The organism is Arthrobacter sp. H35-D1, from assembly GCF_030063185.1.
Taxonomy (GTDB): Bacteria; Actinomycetota; Actinomycetes; order Actinomycetales; family Micrococcaceae; genus Specibacter.
Genome location: NZ_JASISP010000006.1, coordinates 63,582 through 78,047, shown reverse-complemented (window position 1 = coordinate 78,047; position 14,466 = coordinate 63,582). Strand labels below are relative to the sequence as shown.

Genomic DNA, 14,466 nt, shown 5'->3' with positions numbered 1-14,466 from the left:
GGAAGGCACTTGAACGCCGTGGCCTTGCGCTGCCTAGGCAGGAACGATATTGACCAGCTTAGGCGCCTTGACGATCACTGTGCGGATGCCACGGCCGTCCAATGCCTTTCGGACCACGTCCGAGGCCAGTGCAAGCTCGCGCAAGTCGGCCTCGGTGATGTCCGGGGACACCTCGAGGCGGTCCTTGAGCTTGCCCTGGATCTGCACAATCGCGGTGACGCTTTGCTCCACCAGGAGCGCCTGGTCCACGGCCGGGAACCCTGCATTTGCCACGGAGGCCGGGTGGCCCAGGGCATTCCACATGTCCTCGGCCGTGTACGGGCAAAAGAGGCTCAGCACGATGGCCACGGCTTCGGCCGCTTCACGCACGGCAGGATCCTGCGCGCCGGCACCGGAGTCAATCACCTTGCGGGTGGCATTGACGAGCTCCATGAGTTTCGCGACGACCACGTTGAACTTGTGCCCTTCCAGCAGCGCCTTGGCCTCGTGGACGGTGCGGTGCGTCAGTGAGCGCAGTGCTGCGTCGCCGGCTGCCGCATCGATGCCGGGTTCGCTGTCCACGTCGTTGCCCAGGCGCCAAGCGCGGGCCAGGAACTTGGCCGAGCCCGACGGCGAAACATCCGCCCAGTCGACGTCGTCCTCCGGGGGACCTGCAAAGACCATGGTGAGCCTGATGGCATCCACCCCGTACTTGTCCAGTTGCTCGCCCAAATCCACGCCGTTGCCCAGTGACTTGCTCATGGCCTTGCCCCCGTTGAGCACCTGGCCCTGGTTCAGCAGTGCACTGAAGGGTTCGGTGGCCTCAATCATGCCCATGTCGTGGATGACCTTGGTGAAGAAGCGGGCGTAGAGCAGGTGCAAAATGGCGTGTTCAACGCCGCCCACGTACTGGCCCACCGGCATCCAGTCGTTGACCTTGGCCGGGTCGAAGGGGCCTTCGGTGTACTCCGGGGAAACGAAACGCAGGAAGTACCAGGAGGAGTCCACGAACGTGTCCATGGTGTCGGTGTCGCGCTTGGCTGCACCGCCGCACTTCGGGCAGGGCACATTGACCCATGCTTCAACCGCAGCCAGCGGGGACGTGCCCTTGGGCGAGAGGTCCGCGCCGCGCAGGTTCTCCGGCAGGCGGACGGGCAGCTGCTCGTCGGGAACCGGCACCTCGCCACAGTCGGCACAGTGGATGATGGGGATCGGGGTGCCCCAGAAGCGTTGGCGGGACAGCAGCCAGTCACGCAGGCGGAAGTTCACGAACTTCTCGCCGGTGCCCAACTTGTCCAGGATCTCAATGGCGGCGGGGATGCCGTCGGCCTTGGAGAGCCCGTTCAGCGCTCCGGAGTTCATCAAGCTGCCTTCACCGGTGCTGGCGATGCCGCTTTCGGCGGGGTCGTCCATGCCGGTATCCAGCACGGCACGAACCGGCAGGTTGAAGGCTTGGGCGAAGTCAAGGTCGCGCTGGTCGTGGGCGGGAACGGCCATGATGGCACCCGTGCCGTAGTCGGCCAGGACGTAGTCGGCAGCCCAGACGGGCAGTTTTTCACCCGTCAGCGGGTTGATGGCGTAGCGGCCCGTGAACACGCCGGACTTGGGCCGTTCGGTGGACTGGCGCTCAATGTCGCTGAGGGCCTTGACCTGCTCGCGGTACTCGCTCAGGGCCTCTGCGTTTTCGGCCGTGACAAGGTCAAGCGCCAGCGGGGCGTCGGCTGCCACCACGAAGAACGTGGCGCCGTACAGCGTGTCGGGGCGGGTGGTGAAAACGGTCAGTTCCTGCTCCGGCTTTTGCGCACCGGCGGCCTCGATCACGAACGTGACGTGGGCGCCTTCGGAACGCCCAATCCAGTTCTTTTGCATGGCCAGCACACGGTCGGGCCAGTGGCCCTTCAGCGCGTCCATGTCATCAAGGAGGCGGTCTGCGTAGTCGGTGATCTTGAAGTACCACTGGTTCAGCGATTTCTTCGTGACAATCGTGCCGCAGCGCTCACAGGCACCGTTGACCACTTGTTCGTTGGCCAAGACGGTCTGGTCCGTGGGGCACCAGTTGACGGGCGAGTTCTTCCGGTAGGCCAGCCCTCGCTCGTAAAAGCGCTTGAACAGCCACTGCGTCCACTGGTAGTACTCCGGGTCGGAGGTCTGCAGGCGGCGGGACCAGTCGACGGAGACGGCGTAGCGCTTGAACGACTCCGCCTGCGTGTCAATGTTGGCGTATGTCCACTCGCTGGGGTGGGCGTTGCGCTTGATGGCGGCGTTCTCCGCGGGCAGGCCGAAGGAGTCCCAGCCGATCGGGTGCAGCACGTCGTAGCCGAGCTGGCGCCAATAGCGGGAAACAACATCGCCCATGGCGAAGGCCTCGGCGTGGCCCATGTGCAGGTCTCCCGAGGGGTACGGGAACATGTCAAGAACGTAGCGGCGCTCCTTTGACCCGTCGTCAAGTGGTGCAAAAACGTTCAGTTCATCCCAGACGGCAGGCCATTTGGCTTCCATCGAGGCGAAACTGTAGACGCCCTCTTCGCTGTTCTCTTCAGTCTGGGACTGCACGCTCACGTACCCTGCCTCTTCGTTCATCAATGGCTTCTTGCACCTTCCTGCCCGTCACACACAAAAGCCCCTCGACCAGGCAAGGGGCATACCGCAATCATGTTTGCGGTTAGCTAAGGCGAAGAAAGTTGTGCACCCCTCCACTTTAGCGCACTGGGACTGGGGCCGTGTTGCAGCCGCAGTCGAGAAGGGGCCCGGGTGCGGCTTCGGGCGTCCGCGTAGCGGGCGGGGCCCCTTCTCGACGTAGGCTGCGGCACGTACCGCTGGTGTGCGTGCTACTTCACGTCGTCGTCGACCCAGTCCATGGACTTGGTGACGGCCTTCTTCCACAGGCGCATCTGGCGGTCGCGCTCGGCCGGGTCCATCTTCGGTTCCCAACGCTTGTCTTCGGACCAGTTGGTGGCCAGTTCGTCGGTGTCCTTCCAGAAACCGACTGCCAGTCCGGCTGCATAGGCTGCACCCAGGGCTGTCGTCTCGGTGACCTTCGGACGGATGACGGGAATGCCCAGGATGTCGGCCTGGAACTGCATGAGCGCGTCGTTGGCGACCATGCCGCCGTCGACCCTCAGGTCTTCCATGTCGACGCCTGAATCTGCGTTGGCGGCGTCGAGCACCTCGCGGGTCTGGAACGCCGTCGCTTCAAGGGCCGCGCGGGCAACGTGGCCCTTGTTGACGAATCGGGTCAGGCCCACGATGGCTCCGCGGGCATCGGGACGCCAATACGGTGCGAACAGGCCGGAGAAGGCAGGCACGATGTACACCCCGCCGTTGTCTTCGACCGTCTTGGCCAGCTCTTCCACCTCGGGTGCGGATTTGATCATGCCCAAGTTGTCGCGCAGCCACTGGATCAGTGAGCCGGTCACCGCGATGGACCCCTCCAGGGCGTAGACGGGCTTCGCGTCCCCGAGCTGGTAGCAGACAGTGGTCAGCAGACCGTTCTTGGAATGGATGATTTCTTCGCCGGTGTTGACGATCAGGAAGTTGCCGGTGCCATAGGTGTTCTTGGCGCCGCCCTTCTCGAACGCGGCCTGGCCAAACGTTGCTGCCTGCTGGTCTCCCAGGATGCCAGCCACGGGGACCTCGCGCAGCAACTGGCTGCCGTGGACGGTCCCGTAGACCTCGGAGGAGGACTTGATGGTGGGCATCATGGACTTCGGAACCCCGAAGATGCCAAGGATCTCGTCATCCCACTGCAGGGTTTCCAGATCCATGAACAGTGTGCGGGAGGCGTTGGTGACGTCGGTGATGTGCACACCGCCGTCGGTGCCGCCGGTCAAGTTCCAGGTGACCCAGCTGTCGGTGTTGCCGAACAAGAGGTCCCCGGCCTCAGCCTTTTCACGGGCCCCGTCAACGTTGTCAAGGATCCATTTGATCTTGGTGCCGGAGAAGTAGGTGGCCAGTGGCAGGCCCACCTTGGCCTTGAAACGCTCGACGCCGCCGTCGGCCGCCAGTTCATCGACAATGCTCTGGGTGCGGGTGTCCTGCCACACGATGGCGTTGTAGACGGGGACACCGGTATTCTTGTCCCAAACGACGGCGGTTTCGCGCTGGTTGGTGATGCCAACGGCGACAATGTCGTGGCGGGTCAGGTTTGCCTGCGCAAGGGCCGTGCCAATCACCTCGCGGAGGTTGTTCCAAATCTCGGTGGCGTTGTGCTCCACCCAGCCGGCCTTCGGGAAGATCTGCTCATGCTCAAGCTGGCCACTGGAGACGATATTGCCGTCGTGGTCAAACACAATGGCACGGCTGCTCGTGGTGCCTTGGTCAATGGCGATTACATACTGAGACATCATTGTTTCCTTTGCTTGTGATTCACATTAAAAACGCTAAGCACTTGCTTGTTCTTCGGGTACGCGGTCTAGCCGACCACCAGGGGCAGCCAGGCTGCGCCAAGACCGCCCAAGGCGCCACCTACCAGAGGACCCACAACAGGCACCCAGGAGTAGCTCCAGTCGCTGGAGCCCTTGCCCTTGATGGGAAGCAGGGCGTGGGCAATGCGCGGGCCCAGGTCACGGGCCGGGTTGATGGCGTAACCGGTGGGACCACCGAGGGAGGCGCCGATTCCAACAACCAGCAACGCAACGGGCAACGCGCCGAGTTCGGCCGGGCCGTTGGAGATGTGCAGGATGACAAACACCAGGACAAAGGTGCCGATGACTTCGGTGGCAACGTTCCATCCGTAGCTGCGAATGGCAGGGCCGGTGGAGAACACGCCCAACTTCGCGGCGGGATCCGGCTCTGCGTCGAAGTGTTGCTTGTAGGCAACCCAGCAGAACACTGCACCGATAATCGCACCGACCATTTCACCTCCGAAGTAGGTCATGGTGGAGGCGAAGGTTACTGCCACACCCGGGGCGTATTCAGCCTGGCCGTTGGCCAGAATTCCGACAGTTACAGCGGGGTTGAGGTGGGCACCCGACTTCGCGGCGACGAAAACACCTGAGAAAACGGCCAAACCCCAGCCCCAGTTGACTAGAAGGAAGCCGCCGGAATTACCCTTGGTTCCTTTCAGTGCAACGTTGGCGACGACACCGCAACCCAGCAGGGTGAGCATCATTGTTCCCATCACTTCGGATGCGAACACTATTCCAAGAGACATCTTTGACTCCCATTGATTGGTACTGCGTGGAAAGGCGCACCTGTGTGCAGCCTTCTTGAGGCCCCTGTGCCCTAGGGGCCTTAGGCAATCAAGCTTTGTACCTGGACACCGTGGAATCGGGCCAGAATGTCAATGCTGTGGCTGATTTCATCGGCCACGCGGGCTTCGTTCCAGCCCAGCGGACCGGCCAGCGCAGCAGCGGTTTCGGCAAGCAGTTCGCTGGTGACGAGGCCGCGGAAGGCCAGTGAGGTGCGGCGGATCATGACGTCGATGAGATGCCCCACCTGCTCGTTCTCCACCATGAACACCACTTCCCGGTCGCTGAGTTCTCCGGTCGAGTCAAACACCGTGTCCTTGCCTGCCAACAGATGGACAATGACGTCCTCGGCGCGTGTTCCGTACCGGGTGAGAAGAACCCCGGCACGCGTGGCGTCCACGGACTCGCTGGTGTGGGATGCAATCCAGGATTCCACGTCGGCGCTTGTTGCGGGGAAGTTCACGCCGCCGCCAATGGCCAACTTTGCGGTGGAGATTTTACGCTGTTCCCCGAGAATCGACAGGACGTCGTTGCTCATGTGCTCTGACAGTGCCCGGAAAGTGGTCCATTTTCCGCCGACAAGGCTCAGTACGGGAACACTGGCCCCGGCAATGGTGTTGTCAGCGCGCTCGATGCGGTAGTCGCGGGAGACGAAACCGGGAGCTGTTTCATCGTGCCTGGGCAGCGGACGGACACCGGCGAAGCTGTACACAATCTCCTCCCGGGTCACCAACACGTTGGGGAAGACGTGACCGATCAGGTCGAAGAAGTAGTCGATCTCGGCTTCGGTGCACACGGCGTCCGCGGCCATGTCGGCATTGACGTCGGTGGTGCCCACCAGAACCCTGTCCCCCATCGGGTAGATCAGCACAATGCGTCCGTCGGTGTGCTCAAAGAAGATTTCCCGCCCGTTGCACGCAGCCAGCAGGCCCGGGTGGTCAAGGACGATGTGGGAGCCCTTTGTGCCGCCCATGAACTTTGTCTCCGACCCCATGGCCAAGTTCGTCATGTCGACCCAGGCGCCCGTGGTGTTTACGATGACGTCGGCGGTGAACATGAACGATTCGCCCGTGAGCTGGTCGGTGAGTTCGACGCCGTCGTCCTTCACAGCGGTGACGGCAACGTAGTTGCTGGGGCGGGCCTGTCCGGTGCCCGCCGTGGTTCCGCCGGCCTTCTCACCGTCTTGGAGCACGTCGAGGGTGAGCCGCTCCGGGTTGTGCACCGAGGCGTCGTAGTAGGTGGCTGCGTACTTCAGGTCGGCAGGCAGCTGGGGCAGCTCGGCCAGCGCTTTTTTGCGGGACTTGAAATCGTGGCGGGGCACGGTGCCGCCGTCGCGGGAGAAGAAGTCGTACAGGGTCAGGCCCACCTTGATCAAGAACGCGCCGCGCTCCTGGGGCTTGCCCTGCTTGTGTGTCAGGAAACGGATGGGGGCGCTGAGTATCCCGGAAAAGGTGCTGAAGATGGGAATGGTGGTCTGCAGCGGCTTGACATAATGGGGTGCGATCTTCAGCAGCCCGTTGCGTTCTTCCACGGATTCCTTCACGAGCCGGAACTCGCCGTTTTCCAGGTAGCGGATGCCGCCGTGGATCATGTGCGACGATGCACCCGATGCGCCTTGGCAGTAGTCCCCGCGTTCCACCAGGGCCACGTCGATGCCCTGCAAGGCCAAGTCGCGGAACGTGCCGACGCCATTGATTCCACCTCCAATGATCAACACCCGTGCATGCGGGCGTTCCTTGAGTGCCTCCAGTTGTGCGCGCACAGCAGGCACCGGGTTCGTTGAATCATGATTATTGCCAGCGTTGCCTATGATTCTCACATCGACCTCATTCGAGTCCCGTTTGATTGCGCTGTCCGCGCCTGTTCCCATTATTGTTTGAACAGATGGAAAATATAGTCAACAGTGGTGCACGCATGTGCAGAAAGGGAAGAGATACTGTGTCTTCACGCCGAACAAAACAGCAAGACACCCTCCGGGCTGCACAAATGTACTACTTGCAGGACCAGACAATGGACGCCATTGCCCGTGAGCTGCGCACCTCCCGATCCACCGTTTCCCGGCTGCTTTCCGCAGCCCGCGAAACCGGTCTTGTACAGATACAAATCAAGACTCCCTCGGACCGGGCACCGGAGCTCGAGCGCGTCATCCGCACGCGCCACCACGTGGATGTGCACGTGGTTCCCGTCTCCGACATGCTCAATGAAGTCGAAGTGCTCGAACGGGTCAGCATGCAGGCTGCACGCACCATTGGCCCGCTTGTGGACTCCAATGCGGTCATTGGGGTGGCGTGGGGGTCCACCCTGAGCACGGTCAGCCGGCACCTGACAAGCAAGACCACCCACGGCAGCACCATTGTCCAACTCAACGGAGCAGGCAACACGCAGACCTCCGGCATCACCTACGCCTCGGAAATCATCCGCCGCTTCGGCACCGCCTATGGGGCCAAGGTGGAACAGTTTCCCGTTCCAGCGTTCTTTGACCATGCCGAAACCAAGACCCTGATGTGGCAGGAGCGCAGCGTACGGCGCATCCTCGACTTGCAAGAGCGCATGACCACCGCCATTTTTGGCGTGGGATCCATGGATGCTGAAATCCCCAGCCACGTGTACTCCGGCGGCTACCTCGATTCCACCGACCTTGATTCCCTGGAAGCCAGCGGGGTGGCCGGGGATGTGGCCACCGTGTTCTTCCGCGCCGACGGCTCCGACGACGGCATTGTGCTCAACGACCGCTCCAGCGGACCCAGCCTGGAAAGCCTGCGCAAGGTCCGGCGTCGGATCTGCGTGGTCTCCGGGCGGCAGAAGATCAAGGGCTTGCGCGGCGCGTTGGCGGCGGGTCTGGCCACCGACCTGATCCTGGATGAAACCACGGCACGGGAGTTGGTGGAACAGGACAGCCACGCGTCGGACCCGATTTTCGGCCTGCTCCACGGCCTTGACGGCCTGTAGGCCCGGCCGGGTCGCCAGGCCGGCAGAGCTGCAAGCCCGGACGGCCGCGCGGCAATGCGCCACCCGCGGCGCCAGTGGGTAAAGTCGTAGCTATGCATCGCTCCCCCAAACACACGCTCAACAACGGTGTCGACATTGATGTCCTTGGCTTCGGCGTCTACAAGGTCCCCGCGGAAGACTGCGCCGATCTTGTCTCCACCGCCCTGGACACCGGCTACCGCACCGTGGACACCGCCGCCCTGTACGGCAACGAGGCAGGTGTGGGCACTGCGGTGAACCGCGCAGTGGCCGGCGGAATGTCACGCGAGGAACTGTTCGTCACCTCCAAGGTGTGGAACACCGAGCAGGGCTACGACTCCACCCTGGCGGCCTTTGACGCCAGCATGGAAGAGCTGGGCCTGGACTATCTCGACTTGTTCCTGATCCACTGGCCCTGCCCCGAGCAGGGGCTTTTCATCCCCACCTACAAGGCCCTCGAAACCCTCTACAGGGAAGGGCGGGTGCGTGCCATTGGCGTGAGCAACTTCGAGCCTGTTCACCTCCACCAGCTCCTGGACGCCTGCGAGGTTGTTCCGGCCGTCAACCAGATTGAGCTTCACCCGTGGCTGGCGCAAACCGAATTGCGCACCCTGCACGCGCAGCTGGGCATTGCCACCCAAGCCTGGAGCCCCTTGGCCCGCGGCGCCATTTTCGACGACCCCGTCCTGCAGGCGCTCGCAGCCGAGAACGGGCGATCGGTTGCCCAAATTGTGCTGCGCTGGCACGTCCAGTCGGGCCACTTGGTGATCCCGAAGGCCAGCTCCGTGCAACGCATCCGGGAGAATTTGGATGTTTTTTCCTTCACCCTCGACGACGCCGCGATGGCCCGGGTCGACGCCCTTGACCAAGACCGGCGTGCGGGGTCGCACCCCAGCCAGGTGAACTAGGGTGGCTGTGAAGAGAAGCACGACGCCGGATCCCTCACCCCTCGCCGTTGACCTGGCAGGGAGGATTTCCGCCCACGTCCTGGAGGTTGCTGGCACAGCCGTGCACTACTGGAACTATGCCCCGGCTGACGGGCGAACGGCCACGCGCACCCTTGTCATGGTGCATGGTTTCCGCGGCGACCACCACGGACTTGAGCGGGTGGTTGAGCTGCTGCCTGACTACCGGATCATCATGGCCGACCTGCCCGGCTTTGGCGCCAGTCCGGCATTTGCCCGCGGCAGGCACGACGTTTCCGGCTACTCCGCTTTCCTTGACGCCTTCCTGCAGGCCCTTCACTTGGGCCCCGACACAGTTTTGCTGGGCCATTCCTTCGGCTCAATCGTCGTCAGTCATTTTGTGGCCGCCCACCCCGGCCGCGTGCATCCGCTGATTCTCATCAACCCCATCGCATCCCCCGCCTTGGAGGGCGCCAAGGGCGTCATGACCCAGCTGGCTGTCTTCTATTATTGGGCCGCGGCCAAGCTACCGGACCCGTTGGGCAATGCGCTGCTGCGCAACAAGCTGATAGTCCACCTGATGAGTGTCACCATGGCCAAGACCCGCGAGAAGGAATTGCTGGCCTTCATCCACGGCCAACACCACGCCTACTTCAGCGACTTCGCCAACCGGGACATGCTCCTTGAAGCGTTCCAGGCCTCCGCCGGCGGCACGGTACGTGAAGTGTCTGCCCGGCTCACGCTGCCCACACTGATGATCGCCGGAGAGCTGGACGAGATTGCCACGCTCCCCACCCAACGCACCTTGGTGAAGCTGTTGCCCGACGCCGAGCTGGTGGTCATCGACAACGTCGGCCACCTGATCCACTACGAGACTCCCGCACCGGCCGCCGCCGCCATCATCGACTTTCTGGAAAGGCATCCCGCCCCGTGAGCAAGCCAAGGATCGTCATGGATGCCCGTTTCACCAGAATGGACCACCACGACGGCATCAGCCGCTACGGCGCTTCCCTCATGGCCGCCGTCGCGCCCTATGCGGAGGTGACAATGCTGATCCACGATGAACGCCAGCTGGCCCTGCTGCCTGCGTTGCCGTGGGTGAAGATCAACTCCCCGCTGTCGCCGCTGGAACTGTTCGTTGCCCGGCATGTGAACAAGCTGGGCGCAGATCTGGTGTTTTGTCCCATGCAGACCATGGGCAGCTGGGGACGGAAATACCCGCTGGTGCTAACGCTGCACGACCTCATTTACTATGAACATCCCGCGCCTCCCGGTTTCCTGCCGGCACCCGTCAGGGTGCTTTGGCGCCTGTATCACAAGGCTTATTGGCCCCAGCGGGTGCTGCTGAACAGGGCCAACGTGGTGGCCACCATCAGCCACACCACCTTGGCCCTGATGCGCAAGCACAAGCTCACCAAGCGCCCCGTGAGGATCATTGGCAACGCACCCCAAACCGAGCGCACCCCGCGCGATCCTTCACTTGCACCGGAAAAGTCGCTGGCCTACATGGGTTCTTTCATGCCGTACAAGAATGTTGAAACACTGATCCGCGGCATGGCCGAGCTGCCGGACTTCACGCTGAATTTACTCAGCCGCATCACTGACGAGCGGCGCGCGGAGTTGGAAGCCCTGGTCCCGATCGGGACGAAAGTGGTCTTCCACAACGGCGTCACGGACGCCGAGTATGACGAGCTGCTGCTGCGCACCACGGCCCTTGTCACGCTGAGCAAAGCCGAGGGCTACGGCTTGCCACTGGTCGAGGCCATGGCGCTGGGCACCCCCGTGGTGGTGGCGGACACCGAGATCTTCCGCGAAGTGGGCGGCGAGGCCGCTTACTACGTGCCGGCCGACTCCCCGCACGACTTTGCCGCGGCCGTGCGCGCCTTGGATTCCCAGGAGAAGTGGGCGGCCAGCTCGACCGCGTCCGTGGCGCAGGCGGAAACTTTCAGCTGGGACGCCTCGGCACGGGAACTGCTGTCGATTGCCCAGGAACTGGGGAGTGCAAGACCCGGAGCTGCGTGTCACTAACCCGGAATTCATGTCACTGGCGTGTTACCAATCCGGATTTCGTGTCACCACCGTCCATCACACGCGCATCGAGGAACCGGACGGCACAGAACTAGTGGTTGCTCCTTAAAGGGAACCTCTACCGGGACACGAGCGCAACCCGTATGTCCAATCTTCTAACCGGGACACGTGGTCGGCTATTTGGTGGCCAGGTGCTGGAGGCCAAGACTCGAGGCATGGCCCACGGGAACTAGAACGAGGCCTGGAAGTCCGAGACGCCATGCTGGAGCTAACGCATCCATCTGTCGTCGCTGGTCGTCGCTGCTCTATCCCCATTGCCCCGCTGCGCGTCCGGCGAGCAGATTCTTCACAGTGGCACTCGCGTTCTCGGCCAACCCTGCCGCAGCCTGGGCAACAGGGCCCTCCCTGGCAGCAATGACTTGCACCTGTTCGAGCGTGTCGTTGACGATGTTTTTAGCGCCGCGGAGGCCCCACGAACTCAGCTCGCGGACGAGATCATCCTTGGTGACGGTCGCGTGCAGGTACTTCTTGTTCACAGCGAGGGCCAGCTGCCCATCCAGCCCCTCGCGAAGACCGTGAGGAACAAAGTCATACGCTGGCGCCAATGCAATGTGCCCATCGGCATGATGTAGGAGACCCAAGTTCTTCGCGTGCATGTCGAGGTTTGAAATGGCGACGCCGAGGGTTGTGATGACGGCAAGCTGCCGCATATCGTGTGCCTCACCATGAGTTCTCAGCACGTCAGCGATGCGCTTCAGATTCACGATGCCGCCATGCATCTGGTACTTCTGGTTCCCGGCGGCTCCGAGGATCTGGTTGAAGTCTTCTTGGTGAACCCTCCCACCGGGAACTGCGAGATCGCGGTCGAGCCGTTGGATTACGAGCGCGTCGGTTCTGCCAAAGTTTGCAAGATGGGTGTCAAAGCTGGCAACGCCAAGCGCACGGGTGAATCGCGCCCCGTACTCTTCGTCGAATATTTCCGTGGGCCGGCTTGAAACCATCGGCTTCACGATGTGCGTCGACGGGAAACCGCCGAAGACTTGGTGCCACCCGCCGTCCAGCTGGGCAAGAACGATCTTCGGCTGCACGCCGGCGAGCGACGTCTTGCTCTGAACGCCGGAGTTCGCGAGCGGGTTCACTGCGCGCTCAGTCAGCAGAACGTGCACATCCTCCTCCGACACCGGTCGAGCTTGTGGGGCCTGTGGCTCCGCAGGATCGTCAGCGTCCCAGAGCTGAAGCGCGCCCGCGATGTCGCGCCCGAACCGGGCCAGGAACGCCAAGGTATCGCGCCTGCGCAACCCGGCCATCGCCAGCATGAACTCAAGCTGGTCTCCTTCCGGCAGGAGTTCCTCGAAGAAGTTCCGCCGCCGCGACGCATGCGCCCTGTTCGGCCGCGCGACCAATGGCACAGCGACGGATAATGCCCGGCTACCCAACCCGAAATGATCGATAGCGGCGCGTGCCGGTGTGAAGTCGAATGTGCGCTCGTCACCGTTCAGCTCTCCAATGAACTGCCCACTCAACTCAACGTGAAGTCTCATTGCGGTCCCCCACTCTCAGCGCTGCGAACCGGCTCAGCGCAGTCGTCCCACTCAGCAGTAATGGTCACACCGCATTCGCGCAAGAGCTTGAAAAGCCTTGCGGCGTAGAGGGTGTAGCTCTCGGACTCCAGATTGCTGATAGCGCTCTGGGTGACGCCCGTCCGAGCGGAAAGCTCCCTCTGGGACATCCCTGTAGCCAGCCTCGCCTGCTGCAAAGCCATCCCCAGATCAGCCGGTGAATGGATCTTCGCTATTTGTTTCGACACGTTGAGCCTCCCGATCAACACGGGCGATGCCGTGATACGAAGATTCAGATCATAGTCGTTGATATGGTTTTTTGCATCAATTCCGACGCCAGGGAACTATAGTTGGCCGCATCACCTCTGCAGTTCAGTATCACAGCTGGTCATATGCGGCCACTGACTATGCAACGACAATGACGACCGTTGGCCCCGTACTCGAATTGGGCGGATTCGAGTGGTTTCCAGGCTGGACGTCACCGTGCAGGATGGGTGAAGGCCAGAGTTTTAGCCAACAAATCAAATACACATTCTTTGCAGCGATAAATGTCGCAACGCCAAACGCAATGACTCTCGGTTCACACCGTTTCGCAGGGGAAGGCTCAACGGTCTTCGTTCCTTCGCCTAAGGGCATGGCTTCTATCGTGCCTCTGACGATTTGAGGCCCCATAGAATGAACATCAACGAAATGATTGGGCAACCATTGGCGAAGGATTCGATGAGAAACTGGAACGGGTTCCTACGAAGTGGGCTAGTCATTTTGACCATGGCAGCAACCTTGACGGCGTGTAGCAGCGCTGGCGACCTCACCATCAGCAATGAAAGCCCTGTCGACGTGACCGTCTCAACGGGCGAAGAAGAAGTCACAGTGTCAGCATGGGGCGGCGCCAGCATCCTCGGCTATGGCTGTACCCCGGGCGACGTCATCGTCGAGTTCGCTTCGGGTCAGAAAGTTGTGGTTGCCGGGCCCGTTTGTCCAGAGGTGCAACTTGTCATTCTGAATGGGGAGGTCGAGTTGCGACCTTCCCCATAGGCGCCACCGCTACAACGAGCCGGAATTCTCTGCTGGTCCGGCCCCTACGGACGTGGGCTCAGGACCAAAACCGGAAAGCCACGCGGAGAAGTTTGGTGTGTCACTGGGAACGGCTTGCGGGCTGGAACTGGCCGACGCGTATTCAGACGCGCGAGGATTGAACCATGGCCAGCGAAGCGTTGGACATCGCCGAGAGGCTGTCCTTGTTTTTCGAGCATTGGCAGCCCAAGGCGTTGACGCGGCTCAACGGCTACGAGATCAAGGTCGTCAGGCTCGAAGGCGAGTTCGTCTGGCACGCCCATCAGGACACCGACGAGCTGCTCCTCGTCGTTGCCGGCGAGCTGACGATCCAGTTGCGCGACGGGAACGTCACCCTCAATCCAGGGCAGCTCTTTATCGTTCCCCAGGGTGTGGAGCACTGCCCGATCACTGAGGGAGAAGTCCACATGCTGATCCGGCTCAGCCGGATCAGGCGCGACTGGGCCAACTACTTCCGGCAGGCAGTCTGCAAACACACCCTGGGCTCACCGGAGAACGTCGCAGGGCACAGGGTGATCCGGTGGTGGAAGCACTTGCACCGCTGGAACTGGAAGGACGTCCGCCGTCACCTCGCCGGCCCCAACGGCCGGTGGCGCAGACCGACAGCGGACGGGATCGAGCTGTTCAACATCGCATCGGTGCCGGTCACCCGTTACTGATACCGCGGTAGCAGGATCCCGGGCTCCCGGCTCCTGGCTCCTGCCCATCCACGCCTAACGGCAATCACCGTGAAGGCTTGTTGCCGAGGGACCGGTATGGAGGGTT

At 62.2% G+C, this 14,466-nt stretch carries 12 protein-coding genes; 6 read left to right on the top strand and 6 right to left on the bottom strand.

Going from position 1 to position 14,466, the window contains the following annotated elements; genetic code table 11:
- Positions 1-33 precede the first annotated feature (33 nt).
- The 4 genes from leuS to QMG25_RS09100 all read right to left on the bottom strand — a co-directional run bounded on the left by leuS (position 34) and on the right by QMG25_RS09100 (position 6,930).
- Positions 34-2,538: a leucine--tRNA ligase gene (leuS, locus tag QMG25_RS09115; RefSeq protein ID WP_502866375.1), complete on the bottom strand. Its 2,505-nt coding sequence runs from the start codon at positions 2,536-2,538 to the stop codon at positions 34-36.
- Positions 2,539-2,807: 269 nt separating this feature from the next.
- Positions 2,808-4,322, bottom strand: coding sequence for a glycerol kinase GlpK (gene glpK, locus QMG25_RS09110; RefSeq protein WP_283459465.1), 1,515 nt, complete (start codon positions 4,320-4,322; stop codon positions 2,808-2,810).
- A gap of 68 nt (positions 4,323-4,390) precedes the next feature.
- On the bottom strand, positions 4,391-5,131 hold the full coding sequence (locus tag QMG25_RS09105) for an MIP/aquaporin family protein (protein WP_283459464.1): 741 nt from the start codon (positions 5,129-5,131) through the stop codon (positions 4,391-4,393).
- A gap of 80 nt (positions 5,132-5,211) precedes the next feature.
- Positions 5,212-6,930, bottom strand: a complete 1,719-nt coding sequence (locus QMG25_RS09100) for a glycerol-3-phosphate dehydrogenase/oxidase (RefSeq protein ID WP_283459463.1) — start codon at positions 6,928-6,930, stop codon at positions 5,212-5,214.
- A 224-nt stretch (positions 6,931-7,154) separates the two neighbouring features.
- On the opposite strand from QMG25_RS09100, the gene QMG25_RS09095 reads away from it, so the two are divergent.
- The 4 genes from QMG25_RS09095 to QMG25_RS09080 all read left to right on the top strand — a co-directional run bounded on the left by QMG25_RS09095 (position 7,155) and on the right by QMG25_RS09080 (position 11,068).
- Positions 7,155-8,117 carry a sugar-binding transcriptional regulator gene (locus tag QMG25_RS09095; RefSeq protein ID WP_349307124.1) on the top strand — a complete coding sequence of 321 codons (963 nt, stop codon included), beginning with the start codon at positions 7,155-7,157 and terminating at the stop codon, positions 8,115-8,117.
- Positions 8,118-8,209: 92 nt separating this feature from the next.
- Entirely contained in the window at positions 8,210-9,043 is an 834-nt protein-coding gene (locus QMG25_RS09090; RefSeq protein WP_283459459.1) for an aldo/keto reductase, read from the top strand.
- 1 nt (position 9,044) lies between these two features.
- Positions 9,045-9,974, top strand: coding sequence for an alpha/beta fold hydrolase (locus QMG25_RS09085; RefSeq protein WP_502866374.1), 930 nt, complete (start codon positions 9,045-9,047; stop codon positions 9,972-9,974).
- A 17-nt stretch (positions 9,975-9,991) separates the two neighbouring features.
- Positions 9,992-11,068 (top strand): glycosyltransferase family 4 protein, encoded by a 1,077-nt coding sequence (locus QMG25_RS09080; RefSeq protein ID WP_283459686.1) that lies wholly within the window; start codon positions 9,992-9,994, stop codon positions 11,066-11,068.
- A gap of 305 nt (positions 11,069-11,373) precedes the next feature.
- Here the strand turns inward: QMG25_RS09080 and QMG25_RS09075 are convergent, their stop codons facing one another.
- Positions 11,374-12,609, bottom strand: coding sequence for a type II toxin-antitoxin system HipA family toxin (locus QMG25_RS09075; RefSeq protein ID WP_283459455.1), 1,236 nt, complete (start codon positions 12,607-12,609; stop codon positions 11,374-11,376).
- Entirely contained in the window at positions 12,606-12,830 is a 225-nt protein-coding gene (locus tag QMG25_RS09070) for a helix-turn-helix domain-containing protein (RefSeq protein WP_283459684.1), read from the bottom strand. Before QMG25_RS09070 ends, QMG25_RS09075 begins: the two co-directional genes overlap by 4 nt.
- A gap of 565 nt (positions 12,831-13,395) precedes the next feature.
- Here QMG25_RS09070 and QMG25_RS09065 point away from each other — a divergent pair.
- Entirely contained in the window at positions 13,396-13,662 is a 267-nt protein-coding gene (locus tag QMG25_RS09065) for a hypothetical protein (protein ID WP_283459454.1), read from the top strand.
- A gap of 164 nt (positions 13,663-13,826) precedes the next feature.
- The gene (locus tag QMG25_RS09060; protein ID WP_283459451.1) at positions 13,827-14,360 is read left to right on the top strand and encodes a cupin domain-containing protein; all 534 of its coding nucleotides are present in this window, start codon (positions 13,827-13,829) and stop codon (positions 14,358-14,360) included.
- Positions 14,361-14,466 lie beyond the last annotated feature (106 nt).

Excerpts from the sequence above, each read along its gene's own strand:
- glpK (WP_283459465.1), bottom strand. The coding sequence starts at position 4,322 with ATGTCTCAGTATGTAATCGCCATTGACCAAGGCACCACGAGCAGCCGT.
- QMG25_RS09105 (WP_283459464.1), bottom strand. The coding sequence starts at position 5,131 with ATGTCTCTTGGAATAGTGTTCGCATCCGAAGTGATGGGAACAATGATG.
- QMG25_RS09095 (WP_349307124.1), top strand. The coding sequence starts at position 7,155 with ATGTACTACTTGCAGGACCAGACAATGGACGCCATTGCCCGTGAGCTG.
- QMG25_RS09090 (WP_283459459.1), top strand. The coding sequence starts at position 8,210 with ATGCATCGCTCCCCCAAACACACGCTCAACAACGGTGTCGACATTGAT.
- QMG25_RS09080 (WP_283459686.1), top strand. The coding sequence starts at position 9,992 with ATGGATGCCCGTTTCACCAGAATGGACCACCACGACGGCATCAGCCGC.
- QMG25_RS09075 (WP_283459455.1), bottom strand. The coding sequence starts at position 12,609 with ATGAGACTTCACGTTGAGTTGAGTGGGCAGTTCATTGGAGAGCTGAAC.
- QMG25_RS09070 (WP_283459684.1), bottom strand. The coding sequence starts at position 12,830 with ATGGCTTTGCAGCAGGCGAGGCTGGCTACAGGGATGTCCCAGAGGGAG.
- QMG25_RS09065 (WP_283459454.1), top strand. The coding sequence starts at position 13,396 with ATGGCAGCAACCTTGACGGCGTGTAGCAGCGCTGGCGACCTCACCATC.
- QMG25_RS09060 (WP_283459451.1), top strand. The coding sequence starts at position 13,827 with ATGGCCAGCGAAGCGTTGGACATCGCCGAGAGGCTGTCCTTGTTTTTC.